The sequence below is a fragment of the Lactiplantibacillus songbeiensis genome (genome assembly GCF_005405125.1).
GTDB classification, from domain to species: domain Bacteria; phylum Bacillota; class Bacilli; order Lactobacillales; family Lactobacillaceae; genus Lactiplantibacillus; species Lactiplantibacillus songbeiensis.
This window is the reverse complement of the sequence record NZ_BJDL01000006.1, coordinates 46,045-68,972: the sequence shown is the minus strand read 5'-3', so window position 1 is coordinate 68,972 and position 22,928 is coordinate 46,045. Positions and strand designations below refer to the sequence as shown.

The 22,928-nt window shown below is 43.5% G+C and carries 21 protein-coding genes; 3 read left to right on the top strand and 18 right to left on the bottom strand.

The window, feature by feature from the left end; translation table 11 throughout:
• Window positions 1-39 precede the first annotated feature (39 nt).
• Both FFM77_RS01675 and FFM77_RS01670 read left to right on the top strand, forming a co-directional pair.
• Window positions 40-429 carry a hypothetical protein gene (locus FFM77_RS01675; protein ID WP_137634021.1) on the top strand — a complete coding sequence of 130 codons (390 nt, stop codon included), beginning with the start codon at window positions 40-42 and terminating at the stop codon, window positions 427-429.
• Between the two features lie 141 nt (window positions 430-570).
• On the top strand, window positions 571-1,587 hold the full coding sequence (locus tag FFM77_RS01670; protein WP_171001536.1) for an Abi family protein: 1,017 nt from the start codon (window positions 571-573) through the stop codon (window positions 1,585-1,587).
• 12 nt (window positions 1,588-1,599) lie between these two features.
• Here FFM77_RS01670 and FFM77_RS01665 read toward each other — a convergent pair whose 3' ends face one another.
• Window positions 1,600-1,836, bottom strand: coding sequence for a hypothetical protein (locus FFM77_RS01665; RefSeq protein WP_137634019.1), 237 nt, complete (start codon window positions 1,834-1,836; stop codon window positions 1,600-1,602).
• Window positions 1,837-1,855: 19 nt separating this feature from the next.
• Entirely contained in the window at window positions 1,856-2,083 is a 228-nt protein-coding gene (locus FFM77_RS01660; protein ID WP_137634018.1) for a hypothetical protein, read from the bottom strand.
• A gap of 185 nt (window positions 2,084-2,268) precedes the next feature.
• Here FFM77_RS01660 and FFM77_RS01655 point away from each other — a divergent pair, with 185 nt between their 5' ends.
• The gene (locus FFM77_RS01655) at window positions 2,269-3,420 is read left to right on the top strand and encodes a tyrosine-type recombinase/integrase (RefSeq protein WP_137634017.1); all 1,152 of its coding nucleotides are present in this window, start codon (window positions 2,269-2,271) and stop codon (window positions 3,418-3,420) included.
• 117 nt (window positions 3,421-3,537) lie between these two features.
• On the opposite strand, the gene lepA is transcribed toward FFM77_RS01655, so the two are convergent.
• From lepA to infB, 16 genes are all read right to left on the bottom strand, one after another.
• Window positions 3,538-5,373 (bottom strand): translation elongation factor 4, encoded by a 1,836-nt coding sequence (lepA, locus tag FFM77_RS01650; RefSeq protein ID WP_137634016.1) that lies wholly within the window; start codon window positions 5,371-5,373, stop codon window positions 3,538-3,540.
• Between the two features lie 140 nt (window positions 5,374-5,513).
• Window positions 5,514-6,791 (bottom strand): D-alanyl-lipoteichoic acid biosynthesis protein DltD, encoded by a 1,278-nt coding sequence (gene dltD, locus FFM77_RS01645; RefSeq protein WP_137634015.1) that lies wholly within the window; start codon window positions 6,789-6,791, stop codon window positions 5,514-5,516.
• On the bottom strand, window positions 6,788-7,024 hold the full coding sequence (dltC, locus tag FFM77_RS01640) for a D-alanine--poly(phosphoribitol) ligase subunit DltC (protein WP_379852641.1): 237 nt from the start codon (window positions 7,022-7,024) through the stop codon (window positions 6,788-6,790). The genes dltD and dltC overlap by 4 nt, the downstream gene beginning before the upstream one ends.
• 32 nt (window positions 7,025-7,056) lie before the next feature.
• Complete coding sequence (dltB, locus tag FFM77_RS01635) at window positions 7,057-8,271, bottom strand: D-alanyl-lipoteichoic acid biosynthesis protein DltB (protein WP_137634013.1); 1,215 nt, start codon at window positions 8,269-8,271, stop codon at window positions 7,057-7,059.
• Window positions 8,268-9,794 carry a D-alanine--poly(phosphoribitol) ligase subunit DltA gene (gene dltA, locus FFM77_RS01630; RefSeq protein ID WP_137634012.1) on the bottom strand — a complete coding sequence of 509 codons (1,527 nt, stop codon included), beginning with the start codon at window positions 9,792-9,794 and terminating at the stop codon, window positions 8,268-8,270. Before dltA ends, dltB begins: the two co-directional genes overlap by 4 nt.
• A 45-nt stretch (window positions 9,795-9,839) precedes the next feature.
• Complete coding sequence (locus tag FFM77_RS01625; RefSeq protein ID WP_137634011.1) at window positions 9,840-9,989, bottom strand: teichoic acid D-Ala incorporation-associated protein DltX; 150 nt, start codon at window positions 9,987-9,989, stop codon at window positions 9,840-9,842.
• 35 nt (window positions 9,990-10,024) lie between these two features.
• Window positions 10,025-11,191: a serine hydrolase domain-containing protein gene (locus FFM77_RS01620; protein ID WP_137634010.1), complete on the bottom strand. Its 1,167-nt coding sequence runs from the start codon at window positions 11,189-11,191 to the stop codon at window positions 10,025-10,027.
• A gap of 499 nt (window positions 11,192-11,690) precedes the next feature.
• Window positions 11,691-12,839, bottom strand: coding sequence for a molecular chaperone DnaJ (gene dnaJ, locus FFM77_RS01615; RefSeq protein WP_137634009.1), 1,149 nt, complete (start codon window positions 12,837-12,839; stop codon window positions 11,691-11,693).
• Window positions 12,840-12,944: 105 nt separating this feature from the next.
• Entirely contained in the window at window positions 12,945-14,813 is a 1,869-nt protein-coding gene (gene dnaK, locus FFM77_RS01610) for a molecular chaperone DnaK (protein WP_137634008.1), read from the bottom strand.
• A 38-nt stretch (window positions 14,814-14,851) separates the two neighbouring features.
• Window positions 14,852-15,457 carry a nucleotide exchange factor GrpE gene (gene grpE / locus FFM77_RS01605; protein ID WP_379893624.1) on the bottom strand — a complete coding sequence of 202 codons (606 nt, stop codon included), beginning with the start codon at window positions 15,455-15,457 and terminating at the stop codon, window positions 14,852-14,854.
• An 11-nt stretch (window positions 15,458-15,468) separates the two neighbouring features.
• Window positions 15,469-16,512 carry a heat-inducible transcriptional repressor HrcA gene (gene hrcA / locus FFM77_RS01600; protein ID WP_137634006.1) on the bottom strand — a complete coding sequence of 348 codons (1,044 nt, stop codon included), beginning with the start codon at window positions 16,510-16,512 and terminating at the stop codon, window positions 15,469-15,471.
• A 174-nt stretch (window positions 16,513-16,686) separates the two neighbouring features.
• Window positions 16,687-17,403 carry an acetolactate decarboxylase gene (budA, locus tag FFM77_RS01595; protein WP_137634005.1) on the bottom strand — a complete coding sequence of 239 codons (717 nt, stop codon included), beginning with the start codon at window positions 17,401-17,403 and terminating at the stop codon, window positions 16,687-16,689.
• 1 nt (window position 17,404) lies between these two features.
• Window positions 17,405-18,403, bottom strand: coding sequence for a riboflavin biosynthesis protein RibF (ribF, locus tag FFM77_RS01590; RefSeq protein ID WP_137634004.1), 999 nt, complete (start codon window positions 18,401-18,403; stop codon window positions 17,405-17,407).
• A gap of 15 nt (window positions 18,404-18,418) precedes the next feature.
• The gene (gene truB, locus FFM77_RS01585; RefSeq protein WP_137634003.1) at window positions 18,419-19,342 is read right to left on the bottom strand and encodes a tRNA pseudouridine(55) synthase TruB; all 924 of its coding nucleotides are present in this window, start codon (window positions 19,340-19,342) and stop codon (window positions 18,419-18,421) included.
• 575 nt (window positions 19,343-19,917) lie between these two features.
• Window positions 19,918-20,271 carry a 30S ribosome-binding factor RbfA gene (gene rbfA / locus FFM77_RS01580; protein WP_137634002.1) on the bottom strand — a complete coding sequence of 118 codons (354 nt, stop codon included), beginning with the start codon at window positions 20,269-20,271 and terminating at the stop codon, window positions 19,918-19,920.
• A gap of 25 nt (window positions 20,272-20,296) precedes the next feature.
• Window positions 20,297-22,921, bottom strand: coding sequence for a translation initiation factor IF-2 (gene infB / locus FFM77_RS01575; protein ID WP_137634001.1), 2,625 nt, complete (start codon window positions 22,919-22,921; stop codon window positions 20,297-20,299).
• Window positions 22,922-22,928 lie beyond the last annotated feature (7 nt).

Genomic DNA, 22,928 nt, shown 5'->3' with positions numbered 1-22,928 from the left:
ATACACTATTAAACTAAAAACATTCAGGAGGCTATTAACATGGATGGAAAAGTAATCAGAATTTTAAGTGACACTGATCTCATTATTAATCTCGGAAGCAATGACGAAGTTGGGTATGGTAATAGGTTTGAAATCTATGAGCCTGGTGAATCAATTAAAGACCCCACTACTCATGAATCATTGGGAGTTCTTGACTACATCAAAGCAACAGTCGAAGTGACTGAGTTGCATAAGTCATTTTCTATTGTCCAGCACCGTTCTACGAAACGTGAAACCGTATCTCGAGGGGGACTGAGCGCTTTTAGCCAAAGAACTGAAAGTATTGAAACTACCAAAATTCACACTTTGCCAGTCAATAAAGATTCGATTGAACCAAGACACATTAAGAATGAACAAATTCAAGTTGGAGACCCTATTCGTAGTATATAAGATACTTGACTAAAAATAAATAGTATATTAAAATCAAGACATGAGATGGTTGGTAGCTGGAAACGGCAAGCCGACTAGGAAAAGGGCACTTTCTTGATTTTAATCAGGAAGGTGCCCTTTTTCTATGGTGGTGAATTAATATTGAATAATTTCGTTCCGGATAAACCCTTTAAAACATACAAAGAACAACTGAATCTTCTTGAATCACGCGGACTAATAATTGAAGACGAAAACTTAGCTATTCACTTTCTTCAGACTTATTCTTACTACGATTTGGTCAATGGCAATCTGGATGCTCTCATGCTCACACGACATCCAGACAAATTTATCGCTAATACTAACTTCGCAGATTTAGTCCAGATTCGTATCATTGAAGATCGCTTAAAGAATACATTTTTAAAACAAATATTAATGATTGAAAAAACTTTTAAAACAGTTCTGTCTTATTATATTGCTTCTACTTTTGGTGTCGACAGTCGCGATGGCGGATATCTATCTCTTTCGAACTACTCACAAACGGGTGCCAGTCAAAAAGTAGCCCACAAAAATATGAAAAGGCTAAAAGCCATCAGAGATGACAATGTTCCACACCCTCAAGGTGATCCAATTAATCATTATCGTGAAGACCACAATCATATTCCACCTTGGATTCTAGTTGACGAATTAACTTTGGGCGAAACTATCTACTGGTTTAAATCTTTAAATCATAACGGGCAAGAAAATATAGCCAAACAATTATTTTCTTTAGAAAACCTTTATCCCACTTCAACATCACAGACTCTATTCGTTGAATCAATTGATGTCATGCGAGAATTTAGAAATTATTTTGCTCACAACTCTGTTCTCAGTCAAATGTTTAGCCACCGCGAATTGGATTTTGGGCTATTGCAACAGAATCTTAATACAAACATTTTAACCGACAACGAATTTGCTTCCACAAGACGTAATGGCCTATATGCTTGCTACATCTCAGTATTACTATTATCGAATGATTTTGACCAGACAAGTATTTTTATAGCAGAACTTCAACAAAGCTTGGATCTACTTGAACCCAGCAAACGTACATTCTTTATTCAAGAAGTCTTTGGTTTACCTTCAGACTTCATTGACAAAGGTACTGCACTTATTCACGAATTGCACCAAGAGTGGGGAGAATAGCTACTCATCTTATTATGAATGAATTCCTGTTCGCAATAGCGTTTCAATAATACTGTGTTCTAAATTGCCTTCGGAAACAGTCCCGAGTGCTTCGGAGTAACACAGCCAGTTAGCTTTCTGAGGATTGTTGGCCTTTTCAATCATAGTAAATAAGTTTATTTTTTCGTAAGAGTCAAGTGAATCAAGGAACATCGCAATCTTGTCCTTCTTTTGTACTGACCCATCATTTGCCTTCGGTCGTTTAAACAATTCTATTCCCCCTATCGAATTAATGTAATCCTGTTTTGAATGCCTGCGAGATTAAAAAAGACAATTGTTCATCGTCAGAATACACAGCTGTCGCTTCAGAATAGCATTCTCTATTTGTTAGTTTGGGATTATTGGCTTTATTAACAACTGCCAAAAAATTAATAGCTTCAAAGTAGTCTAAAGACTTAACTGACTTTACTATGTCTGTTTTTAAAATGCTAGGTGTCTCTTTAGGTTTGAAAAACATTGCTTATTTCCCCCGATCACGTTTTACTGCGATTATAGAACATGGAATTAACTTTTACCATAATCAAGCTGGCTTTCAAAACAGTCAAATGGCCCAACTAGGGCTTTTATTTAGCACCTCAAAAGAACATACGTTTGATTTATATTCAATATCCATTTATAACAATCTGAAAGGAAGTTTTATCTATGAGAGGTTATGTAAGAAAACGTGGTAATCGCTGGTATTATACCTACGAAGGACCATCCATTGACGGCAAACGCCAACGGTTTGAACTTGCTGGCGGTAACACGCGTGCAGAAGCAGAACAAGCCCTAAGAAAAGCAATTGACGAATTTGAACGTGGCGGTGTTGCCATTAATCTAACTGAAATGAGTGTTTCAGACTACTTTGACTATTGGCATGAAAATTTCGTTGTAAAAACACTAAAATATAACACTCAGACCAACTACCGAACTGTTATAAATAATTATATTAAACCAGGTATTGGCATGTACCGCATGAGGTCAATTGGACCCGCTGCTATTCAAAAATTCGTCAACGACTTACCCACTGACAAATTATCTAAACATACGATTGAAATCATCGTCTCGGTGCTTCGTAAAGGGTTCAAGATGGCTGTCTTCCCCTACCAACTGATTAGGGAGAACCCGGCCAACTATATCGTTAAACCAACCAATAATGATGATGATGAAATTTCACAACAAGCTGCACGTGAAAGACTAAAAATCATCACAATGGATCAGTTCAAACAAATTCTGACACTGGTGCCTGAATCTAATCCGCTCTACCTACCACTAATTATCAGTTTTAATACTGGTTTACGCCGAGGTGAGGTATCTGGCTTGACCTGGGACAACATTGACTTTGACAATAAGTCCTTAACCGTCAACAAACAAATGATTATGAAGAAGCGTGCATTTGATATTACTTCCCCTAAGACTAAGGCTAGCTATCGTACTATTGCAATTGGTAGCACACTCTTAACCGTTCTAAAAAGGTTCCACACATATCAAAAAGAAAATAAAGTGCGTTACGGTCAATATTACTTTGACAGTGATTTTATTTGTACTAAGGCAAACGGAAAGCCAGTCACACCATCAGTCATCAAATACTATGCCAGCAAATTATCGAAAGAACTGGATTTTCCATTTAACTTTCACTCACTACGGCACACACACGCTACTATGCTATTAGAGAACGGTGCCAAATACAAAGAGATTCAGCAACGTCTGGGGCACTCACGTATTTCAACCACGCTAGATACCTACTCTCACGTTACTCAAAAGATGAAACGTGATACCGTTGACATCTTCGAGAACATGCTAAAAGGAAGCTAGAAAAAGATGATAGACATTTATTTAAAATATGTATATTTTGCCAACAATTCAATCTCAATGTTGGCAAAATGTTGGCAAATCACTAAAACAAAAGAGCTCCGCTCACGCGGAACCCCTTTACGACGGCTTTTCTTCTTCGTCAGTTTTCAAAACAGCCATGAATGCTTCTTGTGGGATTTCGACCCGTCCAACCGCCTTCATCCGTTTCTTACCAACCTTTTGCTTCTCTAACAGCTTCATCCGCCGAGTGCGGTCACCACCATAGAGATGGGCCGTGACATCCTTACGATAAGCTTTGATATTGGTCCGCGCGATAACTTTAGCACCAATCGTCGCTTGAACTGGAATTTCGAAGTTTTGGCGTGGAATGATCGTCTTCAACTTCGAGGCAATCTCACGACCACGCGCAGCGGCAAAGTCACGATGCGCAATGAAACTCAAGGCATCGACTTTATCCCCGTTCAACAAAATATCGATCTTCACTAAGTCACTGGCCCGATAACCATCAATCTCGTAATCTAACGAGGCATAGCCACGGGTATTCGACTTCAGCTTATCAAAGAAATCAAAGATAATTTCCGATAACGGAATATGATAAATCACATTGACCCGGTTACTATCTAAATAATCCATCGTATCGAATTGACCCCGTTTACGTTGTGCCAACTCCATCACGGCACCGACATAATCATTTGGCACCATAATTTGAGCCTTAACATAGGGTTCATGAATTTCTTTAATTGATGATGCTTCAGGCATTTCAGCCGGGTTTTCAACATCTTTTTCGGTCCCATCGGTCATCAACACGTGATAAGTAACCGATGGCGCCGTCGTAATCAATTCAAGATTAAATTCACGTTCGAGGCGTTCTTGGATGACATCCATATGCAACAAGCCTAAGAACCCACAACGGAACCCAAAGCCTAGCGCTTGTGAAGATTCCGCTTCAAATTCCAAAGCGGCATCGTTTAACTTCAGCTTCTCTAAAGCTTCGCGCAGATCCGTAAACTTCGCATTATCAGTCGGATAGATCCCCGCATAGACCATCGGATTCATTTCCCGATAACCGGCCAAAGCTTTTTCAGCGGGACGTGCCGCATTAGTCACAGTATCACCGACACGGGTATCTTGAATATCCTTGATGCTGGCCGTAATATAGCCCACATCGCCGGCCATTAAATAATCACGAGCAATTGGCTTGGGCGAGTTGACGCCGACTTCGGTCACATCATATTCACTGCCACTGTTCATCAAGCGAATCCGATCACCTGGCCGGACAATCCCTTCGTGAATCCGGACACTTAAGACCACCCCACGATAATCATCATAGATGGAATCAAAGACCAACGCTTTTAGCGGTGCTTCAATATCCCCAGTTGGTGCCGGCACTTTATGAACGATTTGTTCGAGCAGTTCTTCAATCCCAATCCCAGCTTTCGCTGAAGCTAAGACCGCATCATCCGCTTCAATCCCAATATCATCTTCAATTTCTTGCCGAACTTTTTCGGGTTCAGCCGATGGTAGATCGATCTTATTGATGACCGGCACAATTTCCAAGTCATCATCAATGGCTAAATAGACGTTAGCCAGCGTTTGGGCTTCGACCCCTTGGGCAGCATCTACAACCAAGACAGCCCCTTCACAGGCCGCGAGACTCCGTGAGACTTCATAGGTGAAGTCCACGTGTCCGGGGGTATCAATCAAATGGAAGATATACGTTTCGCCATCTTTAGCTTGATAATGCAACTCAACCGCATTGAGCTTAATGGTAATCCCACGTTCACGCTCCAAATCCATTGAATCCAACACTTGGTCTTGCATTTCACGTTTTGAAATCGTGTCCGTCAATTCAAGAATCCGATCGGCCAACGTTGACTTACCATGGTCAATGTGGGCGACGATTGAAAAATTCCGGATATGTTTTTGTCGATCTTGCATTGTCGCTTTATCCATTTATTTTCCTACTTTCTTACTAATTCCCAGTCCAGATAATTATACCAACTAAAGCCGACAATCTCAATTTTTCCACCAATCATCATCAAAAAGAGCATCGCCAACTAATTAACTTAGTGACCATGCTCTCAGTGAGATGCTTATTTAAATTCATTAATATCATTTGGATCTAACTGTTGCCACTTCTTCGTATAAAATTGCGTATTAATCTTATACGTTGGGGTGGTTTGCTTTTTACTTAAGAACGGATCAACCTTTTGATCAACCGCTAACCAACCGCGCCAACCAAGATGAATCGTATCAGTCATAAAGTAATCTTCATCACCATTTTGGCTCAGATCACAGATATTCGTGAATCCTTGGCTTTCGAGTTGATAACGAATCTTGGTATCAAACTGCTTAATCATATCCATTGAAAGGCCGGTATAGTTAGCCCAACGTTGGTTGATTGGCGGAATGATAAACATCACATTCGTATTGTTTTTAGCAAATTGATTTAAGACTAATTGGAAATCTGCAAATTCTGGTGACTTGGTGTAATCCAAATGGGTTTGAGAATTCTTTAACCGTTTATAATTACGCCGGAGTTGTGTCCGCCAGAACTTGTTACTGATTTCCAGATCATTCGACGTGGTCTGTTCCTTACCAATCTTACCGCCGAGTTTATCTAAAGCATTGTAGTTATACGTCGTTGGTAAGAATGTTTCTTGGTGTTTCACCGTCTTCAAGTTCTTACCAGCAATTCCAAACTTAGAGAAGAACTCGTCTTCACTACCAAGCACCCGCGCTTTGTAATTAATATAAGCACGTTGGGCACTCGTTGGCTTAAAGCCCGCGGCAACCCGCGCTAACGCCCCAGCTAAGACCTTATCAGAAGATCCAGATGGCATTTGCAAAAGCCGTTTAGCGGCGTAGCGGTCCATCTGAGTATTCTTTTCTGTCTGTAACCAGTCGGTCGTCTGTAACGGTGAGTAATAGTAACCAAAGGCATCGGTCCGCGTCCCTTTTGGTACAAACCATTGGGGAGAAATCACGAAGACTGCTTTCTTATTCGTTAACTGCTTTTTAACCGATTGCATCGCGAAATATTGAGTCAACGATTGCGTTCCCCGCGCGCCCAATAAAAATGGTCGATAATTGCGGTGATACTTCGCTGCCAAAACGGATGGATGCATCGGATCAAATCGGGACCATTCCGAAGAACCGAAGAATGGGACATAGTTGTCACTAAGCGCTTGTCGCTTAACCAACCGACCCTTTAAAACGTTCGGCGATAATGACACCGCCGCCGTTTCTTCCGTCGTCTTCGAAACGTGATTTAATCCAAACGAGAATGGTGAAAGCAGCACGGCCAATAATAAGATTGCAGCCACGAGAATCGGGCCAAAAATCTTAAAAAGGCGCTTGGAAACTTTCATTGCATGCTCTCAACCTTTGCAACAATTTTAGCCGGTGTATCCCATTCTGACCGTTCGAATTCGGAAACCGGTACTTCAATCCCAAGTTGATTTTGTAATTCAAGTAATAATTGAACTGACCCCATTGAGTCTAAGATACCTTCGTCAAACAAGTTAGTATCCATGTTGCTAGAAACATCTTCACCTGTTAAATCTTGCAAAATTGATAAAACTGTACTTTGTGTTTCATTCATTGTAATTACGCCCCTTATTAATCATTATTTTTTTATGGTCTAGCAGCGAAGAACATGGTGTCTAAGAATCCTGAGAATAATAAGAAACTTAAGCAGACCACGTTAAACGTTAGAAAGATCGCAAAACCTTCAGTAAATTTGTTGTGTGGAATTTGCGCTTGATGCTTCTTCTTGTAACGCAACCAAGCATCGTTAACCACCATCGCTAACCCATGGAATAACCCATAAGCAATGTAGTACCACGTCTCGCCATGCCAGAACCCCATGATTAACATGTTAATCACATAACAGACGTTCGCGGTCGTAATCCGGCTCTTGAAGACTTTATGCTTCATCATGAAGAAGACTAATCGCATGTAGATAAAGTCACGGAACCAGAACGATAGTGTCATATGCCAACGATTCCAGAAATCTTTGATATTCTTAGCCTTAAACGGTTGATTAAAGTTCATTGGGGTTTCAATCCCCATCAGGTAACTAACCCCAACGGCAAATAAACTATAACCAGCAAAGTCAAAAAACAGATCCATACTGTACGTATACATGACGCCTAACAGTGCCCACGAGAGTCCATGTGCTTGCAATGCGGCATGTTCCACCGTTGGCAACATCACGGTTCCAAAGATATACGCCAAAATGAATTTGTAGAAAAAGCCAAGAAAGATGTAACGAACACCCTTTTCAACTAATTCCAAATACTTAGTCCGAGTCGGCACACTGTCATAATCTTTAATGAACCGCCGATAACGATCAATTGGCCCCGAAGAAATGGTCGGGAAGAACAGTAAGAACTGTCCAAACAAGATCGGATGGAATTCTTTAATCGTCCCATCACGCGTTTCCATAATCGTTTGTACGACTTTAAAGGTCAAGTAGGAAATCCCTAAGAACCCGATAATCGAACTAGCGCCATGATGCACGGCCGGTGTGATCTTAACCACAGCTAATGGAATAATGGCTAAAATCACACTAACCACGAAAATCCAGCCCTTATTCGGCGTATCGGGACGCTGCCGATAACGCGAATATAACCAAACCAAGGTGATTTGATAAATCAAATAAATGATTAGGGCGATCCCGGTGTGCCACTTAATACCGCCGAACGTTAGCATCAAGAACACAAATGAGATCACTGATTCATAAATATGTGATCGGCGTCCATACAGTAAACCGATCATTAATGGCAACAGCGCGACAAACAATAAAATAAAGTATGTCGGGTTACCATATGGGTCAAAAGACATCATTCGGGATTGACCTCTTTAATGATTGACTTGACATCAATTTTGCCGTTCGGCGTTAATGGCAAGCTTGTTTGATAGACAAAGCGTTGCGGAATCATGTATTCCATCATCATTCCTTGCAAGTCTTTCTTAATCGCAGTCGTCAACGCAAAGTCGCTTTCAAAGTCATTCGGCTTTGGCACCACGTAGGCAATCATTTGACTAACCTTATGCTGCTTATCATACTTTGGGACGGCAACTGCTTGTTTAATGTGTTGTTGTTGGCCTAAGAAATGGTCAACTTCTTCTAACTCAATCCGATAACCATGCATCTTGATCTGGAAATCAACGCGGCCACGGTAACGGAATAACCCGTCCGCATCCATCGTCCCAATATCACCAGAATGATAAGCCCGTTGACCGTCCAACATAAAGAACGCTTTTTCAGTCTTTTCTGGATTATGCAAGTACCCCTTGGAGACACTTGGACCACTGATAATCAGTTCGCCTTCAGTCCCATTCGGTACGGGTTCACCATTTTCGTCAACTACCGTCATGATGGTATCCGCTTTGGCATAGCCAATTGGTAAACGATCGAATTTAGCTAACGCCGCATCGGTCAATTCCACTTGGGTCACCGCGACACAAGTCTCGGTTGGCCCATACGTGTTAAAGATCCGGGCAGCTGGGAACCGCTTCTTCAACGTGGCTGCCGTCTTATGCGTTAATTCTTCCCCACAGAACAAGAAGTGCGATAAGCTTGGCAAATGTTCAGCGTCAAATTTAGGTTCCAACAAGCAGATATCCATAAAGGATGGTGTTGAGACCCAGACGTTGATTGGCAACGTTGGTAAGGCCGCAAATAATTGCTTGAAGTCATCGGTCACCGTCTTTGGCAAGGCATAGAGGGTCCCACCTAACGCTAAGGTTGGGTAAACATCCATGACTGATAAATCAAAGGAGTATGGTGGTTGTGATAAGGCATTCGGTTGATCTGGCAACCCAAAGTCATCACTCAACATCCAGTTCACATAACTGAGTAAGTTATCGTGGCTGATTTCAACCCCTTTAGGCTTCCCAGTGGTCCCAGAAGTAAAGATAATGTAGTAATCATCATCACCACTAACCGCGTGGGTTGGTTGATAATCAACCGGCGTTGCAAAGATTTGGCCTAATTGATCCGGCGTAATCACTGGTGTTGTCCCAACACCAGTTGGTAGATCAACGACCGCAATTGCGGCAGCTGGTTTAGCGATCTCATTAATCATCGTTAACCGTTCATTTGGTGAGTGTGTATCGATCGGGATATAAGCCCGACCGGATTTGACAATGCCTAAGAACGTCGCAATCATTTCAAAAGTTTGACCCCCAAACACGATAATTGGTGCCTGTGGTTGTAAATCTAGTGAATCCAAGTGGGCTGCGAGCGCATCCGAATAGGCTTTTAATTCCGCATACGTATGCGTGGTCCCTTGGACATCGTAAACGATTCGCTCTGGTTGTGTTCGAGCATAATCGTCAATCGTTTGAATGATATTTTTAATCATATTGATTTCCCCCAAAAATAAACTAAGGCTAATTCAGCCGCCCCATTAAAATTCATTGTAGATAAACTTAGCCTGGTTAATCCCACTGTAACCATATAGATAAACCAGGGCAAGCATGACCGCAAAGTAGAAAATTGTTAACGCTGTAAATTGGACTACTGGGCGTTTAAACCAGACTTTCAATTTTGCGAACATCGCTTCACCTCCTCAAAATAACCCGCCAAAATGGCTTAAAGATTACCATTAATCAATTCGTTAAAAAGCTTTTCGGTCGCGGTCTGAATCGTCACGGCCGGGCGATAATAGTTGGTTAACAAGACGACCCCATTTTGACCATCGTTAGTCAGCATGACTGCTGATTCATAACCGTAGCCAATCCCATGGGACCGCATTCCGTTACCAAAGTTATACACGCCGCCCCCATACGTGCTGCTTGTCGCGGCCGTATGTAGAATTGACACATTTTGTGGTGTGATCAATTTGCCTTTTAGAATCGCGCTTTCGGCTTTATAAAGATCCCCAGTACTCATATAAATCTGACCGGTACCTAACTCATTGGCCATTTGGGCTTTTGTTTCATGAAAACGGATCGCATAAGTCGCGGTCGTTTGCGAACCGCTGTACTTATATGACTTTGTCCCATTAGGACCTTGACCGGCTTTTACAAAACCAGTGTGGGTCAAATTGAGCTTGTTAATAATATGTTGCGTAAAGTACTGTTGGTAAGATTGCCCAGTCTTTTGTCGGATAATCCCCGCCAACAAGACGTAATTAACCGGCTGGTAATTCCACTGACCAATCTTGGCCGGATCACTGTTCAAGTTCTGAACCGCATAATCAATGACCCGCGCTTCGGATAGTTTTTCCGGTGAGCCACCTTTAAAGGTCAACCCCGAATCCATATCCAGCATCCGACGTAAGGTGATTTGTTTGGCACCACCGATACCCGGATAATATTTCGCTAACGTGTCATTCAGATTCAACTTACCTGCCTGCACTAACTGCATCACACAGGCAGCAGTTAACGACTTTTGAATTGACAGGATTTGATACGTTGACGCTGGACCATTTGGCTTTCCAGTCGCTTCATCCGCATAACCGAACCCTTTTTGATAAATCACTTGATTATGCTTAACGACTAACGCCGTACCCACAAAATCAGTCATTTTCAAAATATCGGTAATTTGGCGATTAGCCGTTTTGGCAGTCGTAAAATGATCTTGATTAACCCGCTTCTTGACTTTTTTCTTTTTGGTCGCAATCTTTTTCTTTTTAGTTTGCTTTGCGGCTTTACGTTGGACGCGGACGGCGTGGTCAGCGGTATGCACATAATAACCAAGGCCACCCACAATTACCAATCCAACTAATAAATAAATGAATAGTTTAAATCGTTTCACAAGCCATTAACTCCCCCATTAGTTAACTTATTACGAACCTATTCCAATTGACCATCGTCATTCAACATGCAATGACAACTTTGATTCATCAACCAGTCTACCAAGCAATAAAAACAGAATGTCCAAGTACACCTGAAAAGACTTATTTGTTGCCTTTCCGTTTTCTGAAAGAAACATTTTGTAACGGTTCTGTAACATAACCGTTTATGAGCCCCCACTCAAACTGTTGCTATGGTTCACCTCCTTAATTAATACTAGCACCCCGATTATTAGTTTTATACTATATCGAAACCGATTGACGAAAAACCGGTGGCCAGCAAGTTCAGTTAATAAACCAAGCATCATCAGGAGCTTATGACAAGCCTAACAAAGGTTCATCACTGTGGAAAGTTAGGTTTACTGAAGACTAACTGAGAATTTCTCAGAAAGAGCCAACAACCCAAAAAAGAGCCAACCAACTGAATTGCCCAGTTGATTAGCTCTAATTAGTTAACCGCGTTTAAACACCGCGTAATTTATCGAATAAGGAACTCTTCCCATTGCCAGCAACCGTCTTGCCACTAGCCTTGGCAAAAGTCTTCAAGGCCTCTTTTTGGCCCTTGTTAAGCTTGGTTGGCGTTTGGATGGCAACCGTGACTTGTTCATCACCAGTCCCATTGCCACGCAACCGGGGTGCACCTTTACCGCGTAAACGGAAAGTCGTCCCAGTTTGCGTCCCCGCCGGAATCTTCATCTTAACATCGCCATGAACAGTCTTGACACGCACTTCATCACCCAAAGCTGCTTGTACAAAATCAATTGGTAGCTTGAAGTAAATCGTCGCCCCATCACGTTCAAATTCATCACTTGGTTCAACCCGGAAGATAATGAACAAGTCCCCATAAGGGCCACCGTTAGCACCGGCTTCCCCTTGGTTTTGTAACCGCATTTGTTGGCCTTCTTCAACACCAGCAGGTACCGTTACCTTGATTGAATGACTTTGTTCCGTATGACCAGAACCACCACAAGTGGCACATTTGTCTTTAATTTCTTTCCCAGAACCATGACAAACATCACAAACTTGTTGACTCATCATACGACCAAGTGGGGTATTCGTTTGAACTTGGATATACCCACTCCCATGACACTTCGAACAGGTAACTGGCGACGTCCCTGGCTTAGCACCAGAGCCACCACAAGTTTCACATTGTTCTTCACGGTTATAAGTGATATTAGTCTTTTTACCAAAAATGGCATCTTCAAACTTCAAAGACATCTCATATTGTAAGTCCCGCCCTTGTTGAGGGGCCGTTGGATTTGGCTGCCGACGACCGCCGCCAGCACCACCAAAGAACGAACTGAAAATATCTTCGAAACCGCCGCCACCGCCGCCAAAACCACCAAAGTCTTGGCCGCCGAAGCCCCCGGCACCACCACCAAAACCTTGTTGGCCACCGGTTGAACCGAATTGATCATACTGAGCCCGCTTTTGCGAGTCACCTAACGTTTCATAAGCTTCATTGACTGCTTTAAACTTGTCTTCAGCACCCGGTTCGTGGTTCAAATCGGGATGGTACTTCTTTGATAGCTTCCGATAAGCTTTCTTGATTTCATCCTGACTGGCATCTTTAGCAACACCCAGAACTTTATATAAATCTTGTTCTGCCATTGTAACCTCCTAATGATCCTAAATAAAGTCTCATTAATACTAGCATATCCTGACGCAAAAAGCCAAAGCCGCGCGGCCTTGGCTTTTTGTGATAACCGGTCAGTTTTACTTCTTATCCTTATCTTTATCTAAGTCTTCGAAGTCGCCATCAACGGTGTTGTCATCGCCTTTAGCATCATCCTTACCAGCAGCACCTTCAGCACCGGCCGCGCCCTTTGCGTCGCCTTGAGCTTGTTGGGTTTGTTGATAAAGTTTAACTGATAAGTCTTGGACGATCTTATTCAAATCATCTTTCTTGGCTTTCATGTCATCGATGTTGTTGTCATCTTGAGCTTTCTTCAAAGCATCACGGGCATCTTGTGCCTTCTTGACTTCTTCATCGGAAACCTTACCTTTAAGTTCTTTGAGCGTCTTGTCAGTCGTAAAGATCAATTGGTCAACTTCGTTCTTCAAGTCAACTTCTTCTTTACGCTTCTTATCAGCATCTTCGTTTTCTTTGGCTTCCTTGACCATTTGATCAATTTCGTCATCTGAAAGACCCGATGAACTCTTGATAGTAATCTTTTGTTCTTTGTTCGTGCCCATATCCTTAGCAGAAACGTTCACGATCCCGTTCTTATCAATATCGAACTTAACTTCGATTTGAGGAACCCCACGTGGGGCAGCTGGAATGTCAGTTAATTGGAAACGACCCAACGTCTTATTGTCCGCTGCCATTGGTCGTTCACCTTGCAAGACATGAATGTCAACAGCTGGTTGATTATCAGCCGCCGTTGAGAAGACTTGTGACTTGCTAGTTGGGATCGTTGTATTCCGATCAATCAACTTAGTGAAGACACCACCCATGGTTTCAATCCCAAGTGATAATGGGGTGACATCAAGTAAAACAACGTCCTTAACATCACCAGTGATAACCCCACCTTGAACCGCAGCACCTAAAGCAACCGCTTCATCAGGGTTAATCGAATGGTTAGATTCCTTGCCAGTCCACTTTTCAACCGCATCTTGAACGGCTGGAATCCGAGTTGACCCACCGTTTAAGATCACAACATCCAAGTCAGAAGCTTGTAAGTCAGCATCTTTCAAGGCGTTTTGAACTGGAATCCGTGTCTTTTCAACTAAGTCTTCCGTTAATTCATTGAACTTGGCCCGTGTTAAGGTTTGTTCCAAATGCAAAGGACCACTAGCACCGGCTGAGATAAATGGCAAACTGATTTGGGCTTCAGAAACACCTGAGAGGTCCTTCTTAGCCTTTTCAGCCGCATCCTTTAACCGTTGTAAGGCCATCTTGTCTTGTGACAAGTCAACGCCGTTATCAGCCTTAAAGCTGTCAACTAACCAATCGATAATCTTTTGGTCAAAGTCATCCCCACCTAAGTGCGTATCACCATTAGTTGATAAGACTTCAAAGACCCCATCGCCTAATTCCAAGATGGAAACATCAAAGGTCCCACCACCAAGGTCATAGACTAAGATTTTTTCATCTTTATCGGTTTTATCCAAGCCGTAAGCCAAAGCAGCGGCCGTTGGTTCGTTGATAATCCGTTCAATGTTCAAACCAGCAATCTTACCAGCATCCTTAGTGGCTTGACGTTGGGCATCATTGAAGTATGCAGGTACGGTTACAACAGCCTTTTCAACTTTGTCACCTAAGTAATCTTCCGCAAACCCTTTGATGTATTGTAAAATCATCGCTGAAATTTGTTGTGGGGTGTAATCCTTGCCATCAACATTAACTTTATAACCAGCTTCACCCATGTGACGCTTGATTGAAGCGACCGTATTAGGGTTAGTGATGGCTTGACGTTTAGCAACTTCACCGACTTGGGTTTCGCCGTCTTTAAATGCAACTACTGAAGGAACGGTCCGGCCGCCTTCAGGAGTCGTGATAATCTTTGGTTCGCTACCTTCGAGAACCGCTACAGCTGAGTTAGTCGTCCCGAGGTCAATCCCGATAATCTTATTACTTGCCATAAATTAATAAACCTCTTTTTAATTAGTTTTTAGTTTTATTATTGTGCCACAACGACCATTGCTGGCCGCAGGGTCCGATCTTTGAACAAGTAGCCCTTTTGTAAGACTTGGACTACCGTATCAGCTGGATGTTCATCCGATGCTGGAACGGTTTGAACCGCTTGGTGAATATTCGGATCGAATTTTTCACCAGCAGCTGGTACTTCGGTAATCGCATGCTTCTTCAAGGCATCTTGTAAATGGCCATAAACCATTTCAACACCCTTCTTCAACTGCTGAGCAGCTGCATCGTCCGCTTGCGTTGCCAAAGCACGTTCAAGATTATCCAGCACTGGTAAAACATCTTTTGCCAATGCTTGACCATCATACTTGATGGTGCTGGCTTGTTCTTTCTTAAACCGATTCTGCATATTGACAACTTCGGCTTGGGCCCGCAACATTTGATCATCTTTTTGATCTAATTGTTGTTTTAAATCCGCAATTTGTTGATCACGGGGGTCGACCTTCGCTTTCGCTTGATCTTTAGCGGCAGTATCAGTTTGACCATCAGCTGGTTGCGCGGCGGCTTTGGTGGCCGCTTGGCTAGCCGTGCTGGTCGTTTGTTCATCCGTTGCGCTAGTTGATTCTTTTGCCAATGAGTTCATCTCCTTGTCCGTCACTCGTCAAAGTACCGGTAATATTCTAACAGTTTGCGTGCGAGCTCACGCTGAAAGGCGCCCATTAACCCAATCGTGCGGGAATAAGGCATCGCAGTCGGCCCGAGCACCGCAATGATCCCTTGACCATGCTGATCAACGTCATACGTCGCCGTAATCAAACTGTAGTCTTTCAACAAATCGTTGGTGATTTCATTACCGATGCGGACTTGGATATGCTGACCGGGCGAGCCGATCACATTCGCCAAGTTATCCGTTTGATCTAATAATGAATACAATGATCGCATTTCTTGCGGATTTTGCTTGGTCGTATAGTCAAACAAATTTAACTTGCCACCCACGTAGAATCGTTCAGAAGCTGCCTTGGACAATACACTGCCGAAGATATCCAGAAAGCCATCGGGATTTTGCAAATAATGCGATAATTTCAATGGGATTTCTTGTTGTAACTTCGCCAATACGTCTTGTAACGGCAGGCCGATCAATTGATCATCGATAAAACGAACGACTGGTTCCAATTCATCGCCAGTTAAATCATTCGGGATGGTAAAGGTCTGGTTCTCAACGTCACCGTTATTCGTGACCAGAATCGCCATCACCTGATGATTCCCTAACGGCACTAAGCGAAACCCGCTTAACCGGCTATGTTTCAGCTCAGGCCGTAACGTAAACGTTGTATAACTTGTCAGTTGTGACAAGATGTCCGCCGATTGCGCTACGATTTCATCGATTTTATGAAATTCACCACCCAATGAATGTTGGATGACTTTCAAGTCTTTACTATCCACTTTTTCAGGTTTCAGAATATGATCAACATAATACCGATAGCCTTTAATGGATGGAATACGACCTGAAGATAAATGCGTTTTGACGATCAATCCCAACGCTTCCAAATGGGCCATTTCATTACGAATCGTCGCCGAACTTACCTTGATTGGCAGCTCTTGGACTAATGATTTGGATCCCACGGGGTTACCGCCTTCGGTATAGTCACGGACAATGGCCTTTAAAATCAGACTTTGTCGTTCAGTTAACGTGATCATCACCTCTTTTTAGCACTTAACTTAATGGAGTGCTAACACAATTACTAATATAACAACCTCATGGGTTAAAGTCAAGGAAAGACAAAGTTTTTTAGCAAAATAATTAGTCGAGTGCTAAAAATGATCGTCCAGACAAAAAAAGCCTAGGAACCCAGTTCCCAGACCCATTCAAACTTAACGTTCAGCCTTATTAATCGCTGAATCGATTTCTTGATTATCAAATTGTTCTTGTAAATAGGCCGCGTTATCAATTGGCAAGTGAACTTTAAAATCAGCAAAGCGCTGCACCTTGACCGTGGCTTGATCGATTTCAAAGCCTAACAAATGACCGCCTAACTGATGGTCCGCACTCAAGAAGTGCAAATGATAGCCACCAACTGTCGCCCCTTGGAACAAATGCGGTGCGTAATAACCAACAATCGTCCCAGTGACATTCTCACCCTTAAACTCTGGTTGCGTAGCAGTCGCTTGTACTAACGTCTTGTATGGCCGTTGTTGCCGAGGCGCTACCCGCGTATGGATCTTTTTAAAGGTGCCATCAACACGAATCGCGGCAAACATATTTTGTAACTGATAGTCTTTCAACATTTGCGCTTCAAAATCAGCTTGGCTCATTGGCGTCAAATCAGCACTAGCATCTGGCTTCTCAAAGTGGACCGACGCGAATGGTAAGGTTTCGTCAGTGGCAATCTCCCGAATTTGGCCGTCTTCACGAGCTTGATAAGCATGACCATCTAAGATGATAACTTCACCGTCAAGACCGTTTAGCGTGCCAATTCCAGTATCGCCATGGGTTAGCAACTCACCAGCTGTGATCGTACCATCGTATAAACCTGGTACTAACAACCCTAACGTCCCATGTTGAAAAATCGTCGTTGTATCTACTGCCATGCTAATCGTCCTCCTTTAAAGCTGCTGTCAACTGGGTCAATCGCGGACTGGCTTGAAAGGGCTGGGCCACGAAATAATCCCGAGTGGCTTGTTCGTCATGCTGCAACTGAGCGACTAAGCCCGCTGCCCCATCAAACTTCACTTCTCCACGCATCCAATGACACCAGCGAACCGTTACCGTCTGCCCATAAATATCGCCACTGAAATCCAATAAATAGATTTCAACCGTAATCGGCCGATCATCACCAAACGTGACGTTACGACCCACTGACGCCATCCCAGCTACCCATTGATCGCCAACTTTGACCATGGTGACATAAGTCCCAATGCCCGGCACCCGGGTATTCGCTGAATGGGCCACATTGGCCGTTGGAAAGCCGAGTGTGCGTCCCAGAGCTTCACCGTGAACAATTGTGCCACTAGTTTCGTATTGGTAGCCTAATAACGCATTGGCTTCATCCACCTTGCCCGTATCGATGGCTTGACGAATACGTGTTGAACTAATCTTAGCCTGTGCTTCAACCGCTTTAGGCACTTCAATAATTTCAAACCGACCGCGACCATAATCACCTAAGCGTTGCATATTTGCAACATCAGCTGGCCCATAAGTATAGTCAAAACCAGCCACCACCGTTTGGGTATGGAGCCCGACAATTAAGTCGTCAACAAACGTTTGCGCAGGCATCGACGCGACGGCCTGATCAAAATGCAACACATACATCAAGTCAACGCCCATCTCTTGCATTAACGCTGCCTTTTGCGTCACCGTGGTTAAGTAACGCACTTTGGCCGGATCCTTGTGAGCAAAGATGACCGACGGATGCTGATCAAATGTCATAACTGCCAGTTTGGCTCCCGTGGCCCGGGCTGCTTGCCGCGCCGTTTTTACGACTTGTTGATGGCCACGATGCACCCCGTCAAAAAAGCCGAGCGCCAAAACAATTGGCCCGGCCGGAATTTGACTGGCAGCATATGGATAAGTTAAATTAATCACCTGCATATCAAAAAACTCCTCTTAATTCACTGCGAACATTTTAAAGGGCTTGTAACATGATTCTGCAACCCGATAACTATATAGACATTTTATGCGGTCTTGGTAAGTTAACGCAACCAATGTGTTCGCATCTGGATCTTTTTGTTGGCCTTCCTCGGCAGCTAACCACGCGCCGTTTCGCACGCGCGACCATTGTTCATCACTTAAAGCAACTTGCGGATAAGCAGTTAGTGCCATCTCGATCGGCGACAATAGCTCATCTGCCGTGCCGTCCGCCACGTGTTCGGCGATCTGTTCTAAGGTCACCGTCTGATCCAACGTAAAGCCACCACTCTTCAAGCGCGTTAAGTCACTCATGACCGCTGGCACACCGAGCGTTTTCCCAACATCAACAGCTAGCGTCCGGACATACGTCCCTTTACTGCAAGCCACCGTAAAATAAATCGTCTGCGTTTGCGTAGTAGCGTCATAAGTTGCTGGTTGCCGTTGTTCAAAGCTGGCAATTTGGATCTGGCGACTAGGCCGCTCAACGGTTTCGCCATGACGAGCATAGTCATATAAGCGTCGACCGTTGACTTTAACGGCCGAAAACATTGGTGGAATCTGGGTAATCTCGCCCGTCATTTGGGCTAAAGCTGCGTCAATCTGGGCTGCACTGAATGGTGCCGTCACGGCTTCACGCGCAATCTCCTCACCATCTAAATCTTCCGTCGTGGTGGCAAAGCCCAACGTAATACTACCTTGATATTGTTTACCAGACGCAACTAGAAACTGAACCACTTTGGTGGCGTTTCCAATACAAATTGGCAAAACACCGTCAACACTTGGATCTAAGGTCCCTGAATGACCGACTTTTTTGGTTTGATATAATCTTCTTATTTTTGCCACACAGTCAAAACTAGTGACTCCGCGTGGTTTGTAGAGCGGTAATATTCCATTTGACATGATAAAACTCCTTAAAATTAACTCGCTTAAGTATAACACAAGTTAATCACTGCAAAAAAGAGACGTTACGAGCTGCTGGCTAACCCGTGAACTCTTAGTTAGCTTGCCACTCTAAACGGCCTTTCTTAAAATAATCACGCTTGGTGCTATAAAATTGTCGCCTGTACAGTTGGTTTCTAGAAATATCGGAACACCGTGGGCCATTTTGAACCCAAAGCTCGGTCTTCCAAACTGACCTTGACCTTAAAGTCCAAGAAAACTACTCGTACTACCAGCCAACGACAACAGCTACGGTAACTGTTGAAAAAATAATCGTTTATTAATCGATAACCGGTTGCTAACGACGGGCGGACCAGAATTGGCTCAGTGGTGTCGTTTATCTTAGTCGTGGTTTTCGACTTAGATAAAGCCCGGCTTTCGAGACCGCTCTGTGGCTCGAAAACGTGGCCACCACGTTCCAGCCGATTCTGGGCCAACCAGAGTGGTAAGTAAATACCACAACTTAAGGTTCAACCTCGTCCAAACAAAAAAGGCAGCTCCCATAATAGGAACTGCCTTAAACACTAAACCACCAATTAATCTTGGCGTTTTAAGTTATTAATTAATTCATCAATACGACTCCCATATTGAACAGAAGTATCCCGTTCAAAGATCAATTCAGGCGTCTTGTAGATGCTTAACCGTGACCCTAATTCACTGCGGATCAACCCTTTAGCTTTTTCAAGCCCTTTGGCCGTCTTTTCACCGTCAGATGCTTTATCTGATAAGATGCTGTAGTAAATTGTGGCTTGTTGCAAGTCACCAGTCACTGTCACGCCCGTAATCGTTAACCCAGCGACCCGGGGATCACGAACGCGCTTTAATAAGATATCATCGACTTCTTTTTGAATTTCTTGTTCAAGTCGACCAACCCGATAATGTTGTGCCATGATGTGCACCTCCTTGAGGGATTGTTTATTCGATTGGAATTTCTTTCATGACGTAAGCTTCAATGACATCGTTAACCTTGATATCATTGTAATCCTCAATCCGGAGACCGAGTTCAAAGCCTTGTTTAACTTCCTTCACATCATCTTTGAAACGACGTAAGCTGGCTAGCTTGCCATCATAAATGACGACACCATCACGGATGACCCGGACACCAGATTCACGGTGGATGACCCCATCAGTGACCATCCCACCACCGATTGTCCCAATCTTAGAAACCTTGTAGATTTCACGGATTTCGGCTTGACCAGTGATCTTTTCTTCATACTTAGGTTCGAGCATCCCTTTCATCGCGCTTTCGATTTCATCGATTGCGTTGTAGATAACTTGATGCAAACGAATGTCAACATCATCAGTATCTGCTTGGGACTTGGCTTGTGGCGTTGGCCGGACGTTGAACCCGATAATAATCGCGTTACTTGCTTCGGCTAAGGCCACATCACTTTCGTTGATGGCCCCAACGGCGGTATGGATAATATTAACCCGAACACCTTCAACGTCGATCTTCTTCAAGCTACCAGCTAATGCTTCAACTGAACCTTGAACATCCGCCTTGATAATCACGTCGACTTCTTTAATTTCCCCTTGCTTCATTGAATCAAACAAGTTGTCCAAAGTGACATGGTTCGTTTGCTTCCGTTCGTCCATCAAAGCTTGCTTAGCCCGAGTTTCACCAGCATCACGTGCAGTCTTTTCATCATCAAAAACGACGAAACGATCCCCGGCTTCAGGGACATCATTCAAACCAGTAATTTCGATTGGGGTTGAAGGAATGGCTTCTTTCAAACGACGACCATTATCATCAGTCATCGTCCGTACTCGACCATAAGTGTTCCCAACAACAATTGGGTCACCAACATGCATCGTCCCTTGTTGAACTAACAAGGTAGCGGTTGAGCCTTTCCCACGATCCAAGCTGGCTTCCAAGACAGACCCAGCTGCATTTTGCTTTGGATTAGCCTTTAATTCTAAGACTTCTGCTTGTAATAAGATCATGTCAAGTAATTCATCTAAGTTCTTACCGAATTTAGCTGAAATCTGAACAAAGATCGTATCGCCACCCCAATCTTCAGGAATTAACCCATATTCAGTTAATTGTTCCATGACATGGTTAGGGTTGGCACCGGGCTTATCGATCTTGTTAACTGCAACGATAATTGGTACTTTAGCGGCTTTAGCATGGTTGATAGCTTCGATGGTTTGTGGCATGACCCCATCGTCCGCAGCGACCACTAAGACCGTGATATCGGTAATATCAGCACCACGCGCCCGCATTTCAGTAAAGGCCGCATGCCCCGGTGTATCCAAGAAGGTAATGGTCTTACCATCATGCTTCACTTGATAAGCCCCAATAGCCTGCGTAATCCCACCGGCTTCACCGGCGGTAACATGCGTATGCCGTAACTTATCAAGCAAGGTCGTCTTACCATGGTCAACGTGACCCATGACCGTAACAACGGGTGCCCGAGTGATTGCATCAGCCATGTTTTGGTTTTCATCGTCAAAGAACTTATCCAAGTCAGTGACATCGACTTCGACTTTTTCTTCAGCGTTAATCCCATAGTCCGCCGCTAAGACTTCAATCGTATCCTTATCTAAGGATTGATTTTGGTTAACCGCCACGCCTAACATAAACAACTTCTTAATGATTTCAGCAGGTTCGCGATGCAAAATCTTACCCAAATCTTGAGCGTTCATGCCAACCGAATAAACTAAGGTTTCTGGCAATGGCCGATCTTTACGAACTGAAACCGGCTTATTCGTCACTTGCCGAATCCGTTGGTTCTTACGGTTAATCTTCTTACCACGACGCTTGTTACCACGATAACGACCACCATTATTGTTGTTCAAGCTGCCGCCAAACCGACCGCTACCGTTACGGCTACTATTGTTATTACTCCGGTTACCGCTATTGTTGCGATTGTTTGTACTGTTGTTATTAGAACGATTCCCGTTACCACTGTTATTACCGTTCCGGTTATTACTGTTGTTACTCCGGTTAGCATTGTTACCAGTCGTACTGCGGTTACCGTTATTATTAGACCGATTAGCCGATGAATTATTAGACCGGTTGTTGCTATTGTTCCGTGAACTTGAGTTATTCGTCCGGTTAGCATTGTTAGTCCGGTTACCGTTGCTACTATTTGAGCGATTGCCAGTTGTGCTTGACGTACTACGCCCGTTAGCGGCCCGGTTATTCGTTGGCCGTGAACTGTTCGTCCGGTTACCATTGCTATTATTACTGCTATGGTTCCCGTTATTGTTCCGACTTTGGCTATGGTTGTTGTTTTGGTTATTATTTCGATTATTATTCAAAGAATCACCACTCTGTTGATGACGCGAGTTGGATTGCTGCTTAGTAGCAGTTCGTGTCACATTCTCAGCTGTATTAGCTGAACTAGTTTTCGGACTAGTTGTTTTAGATTTAGGATGGGTGCCCGTCTGAGCGGCCTTAACTTGCCGTTCTTCGTTGTCACCGAGTGTCGACATATGATTTTTGACGGAGAATCCCAACTGTTGTGCTTGCGCAATCAACTGTTTACTTGGGATGTTCAGCTCCTTCGCTAATTCATAAATTCGCTTTTTCCCCATATCTTCA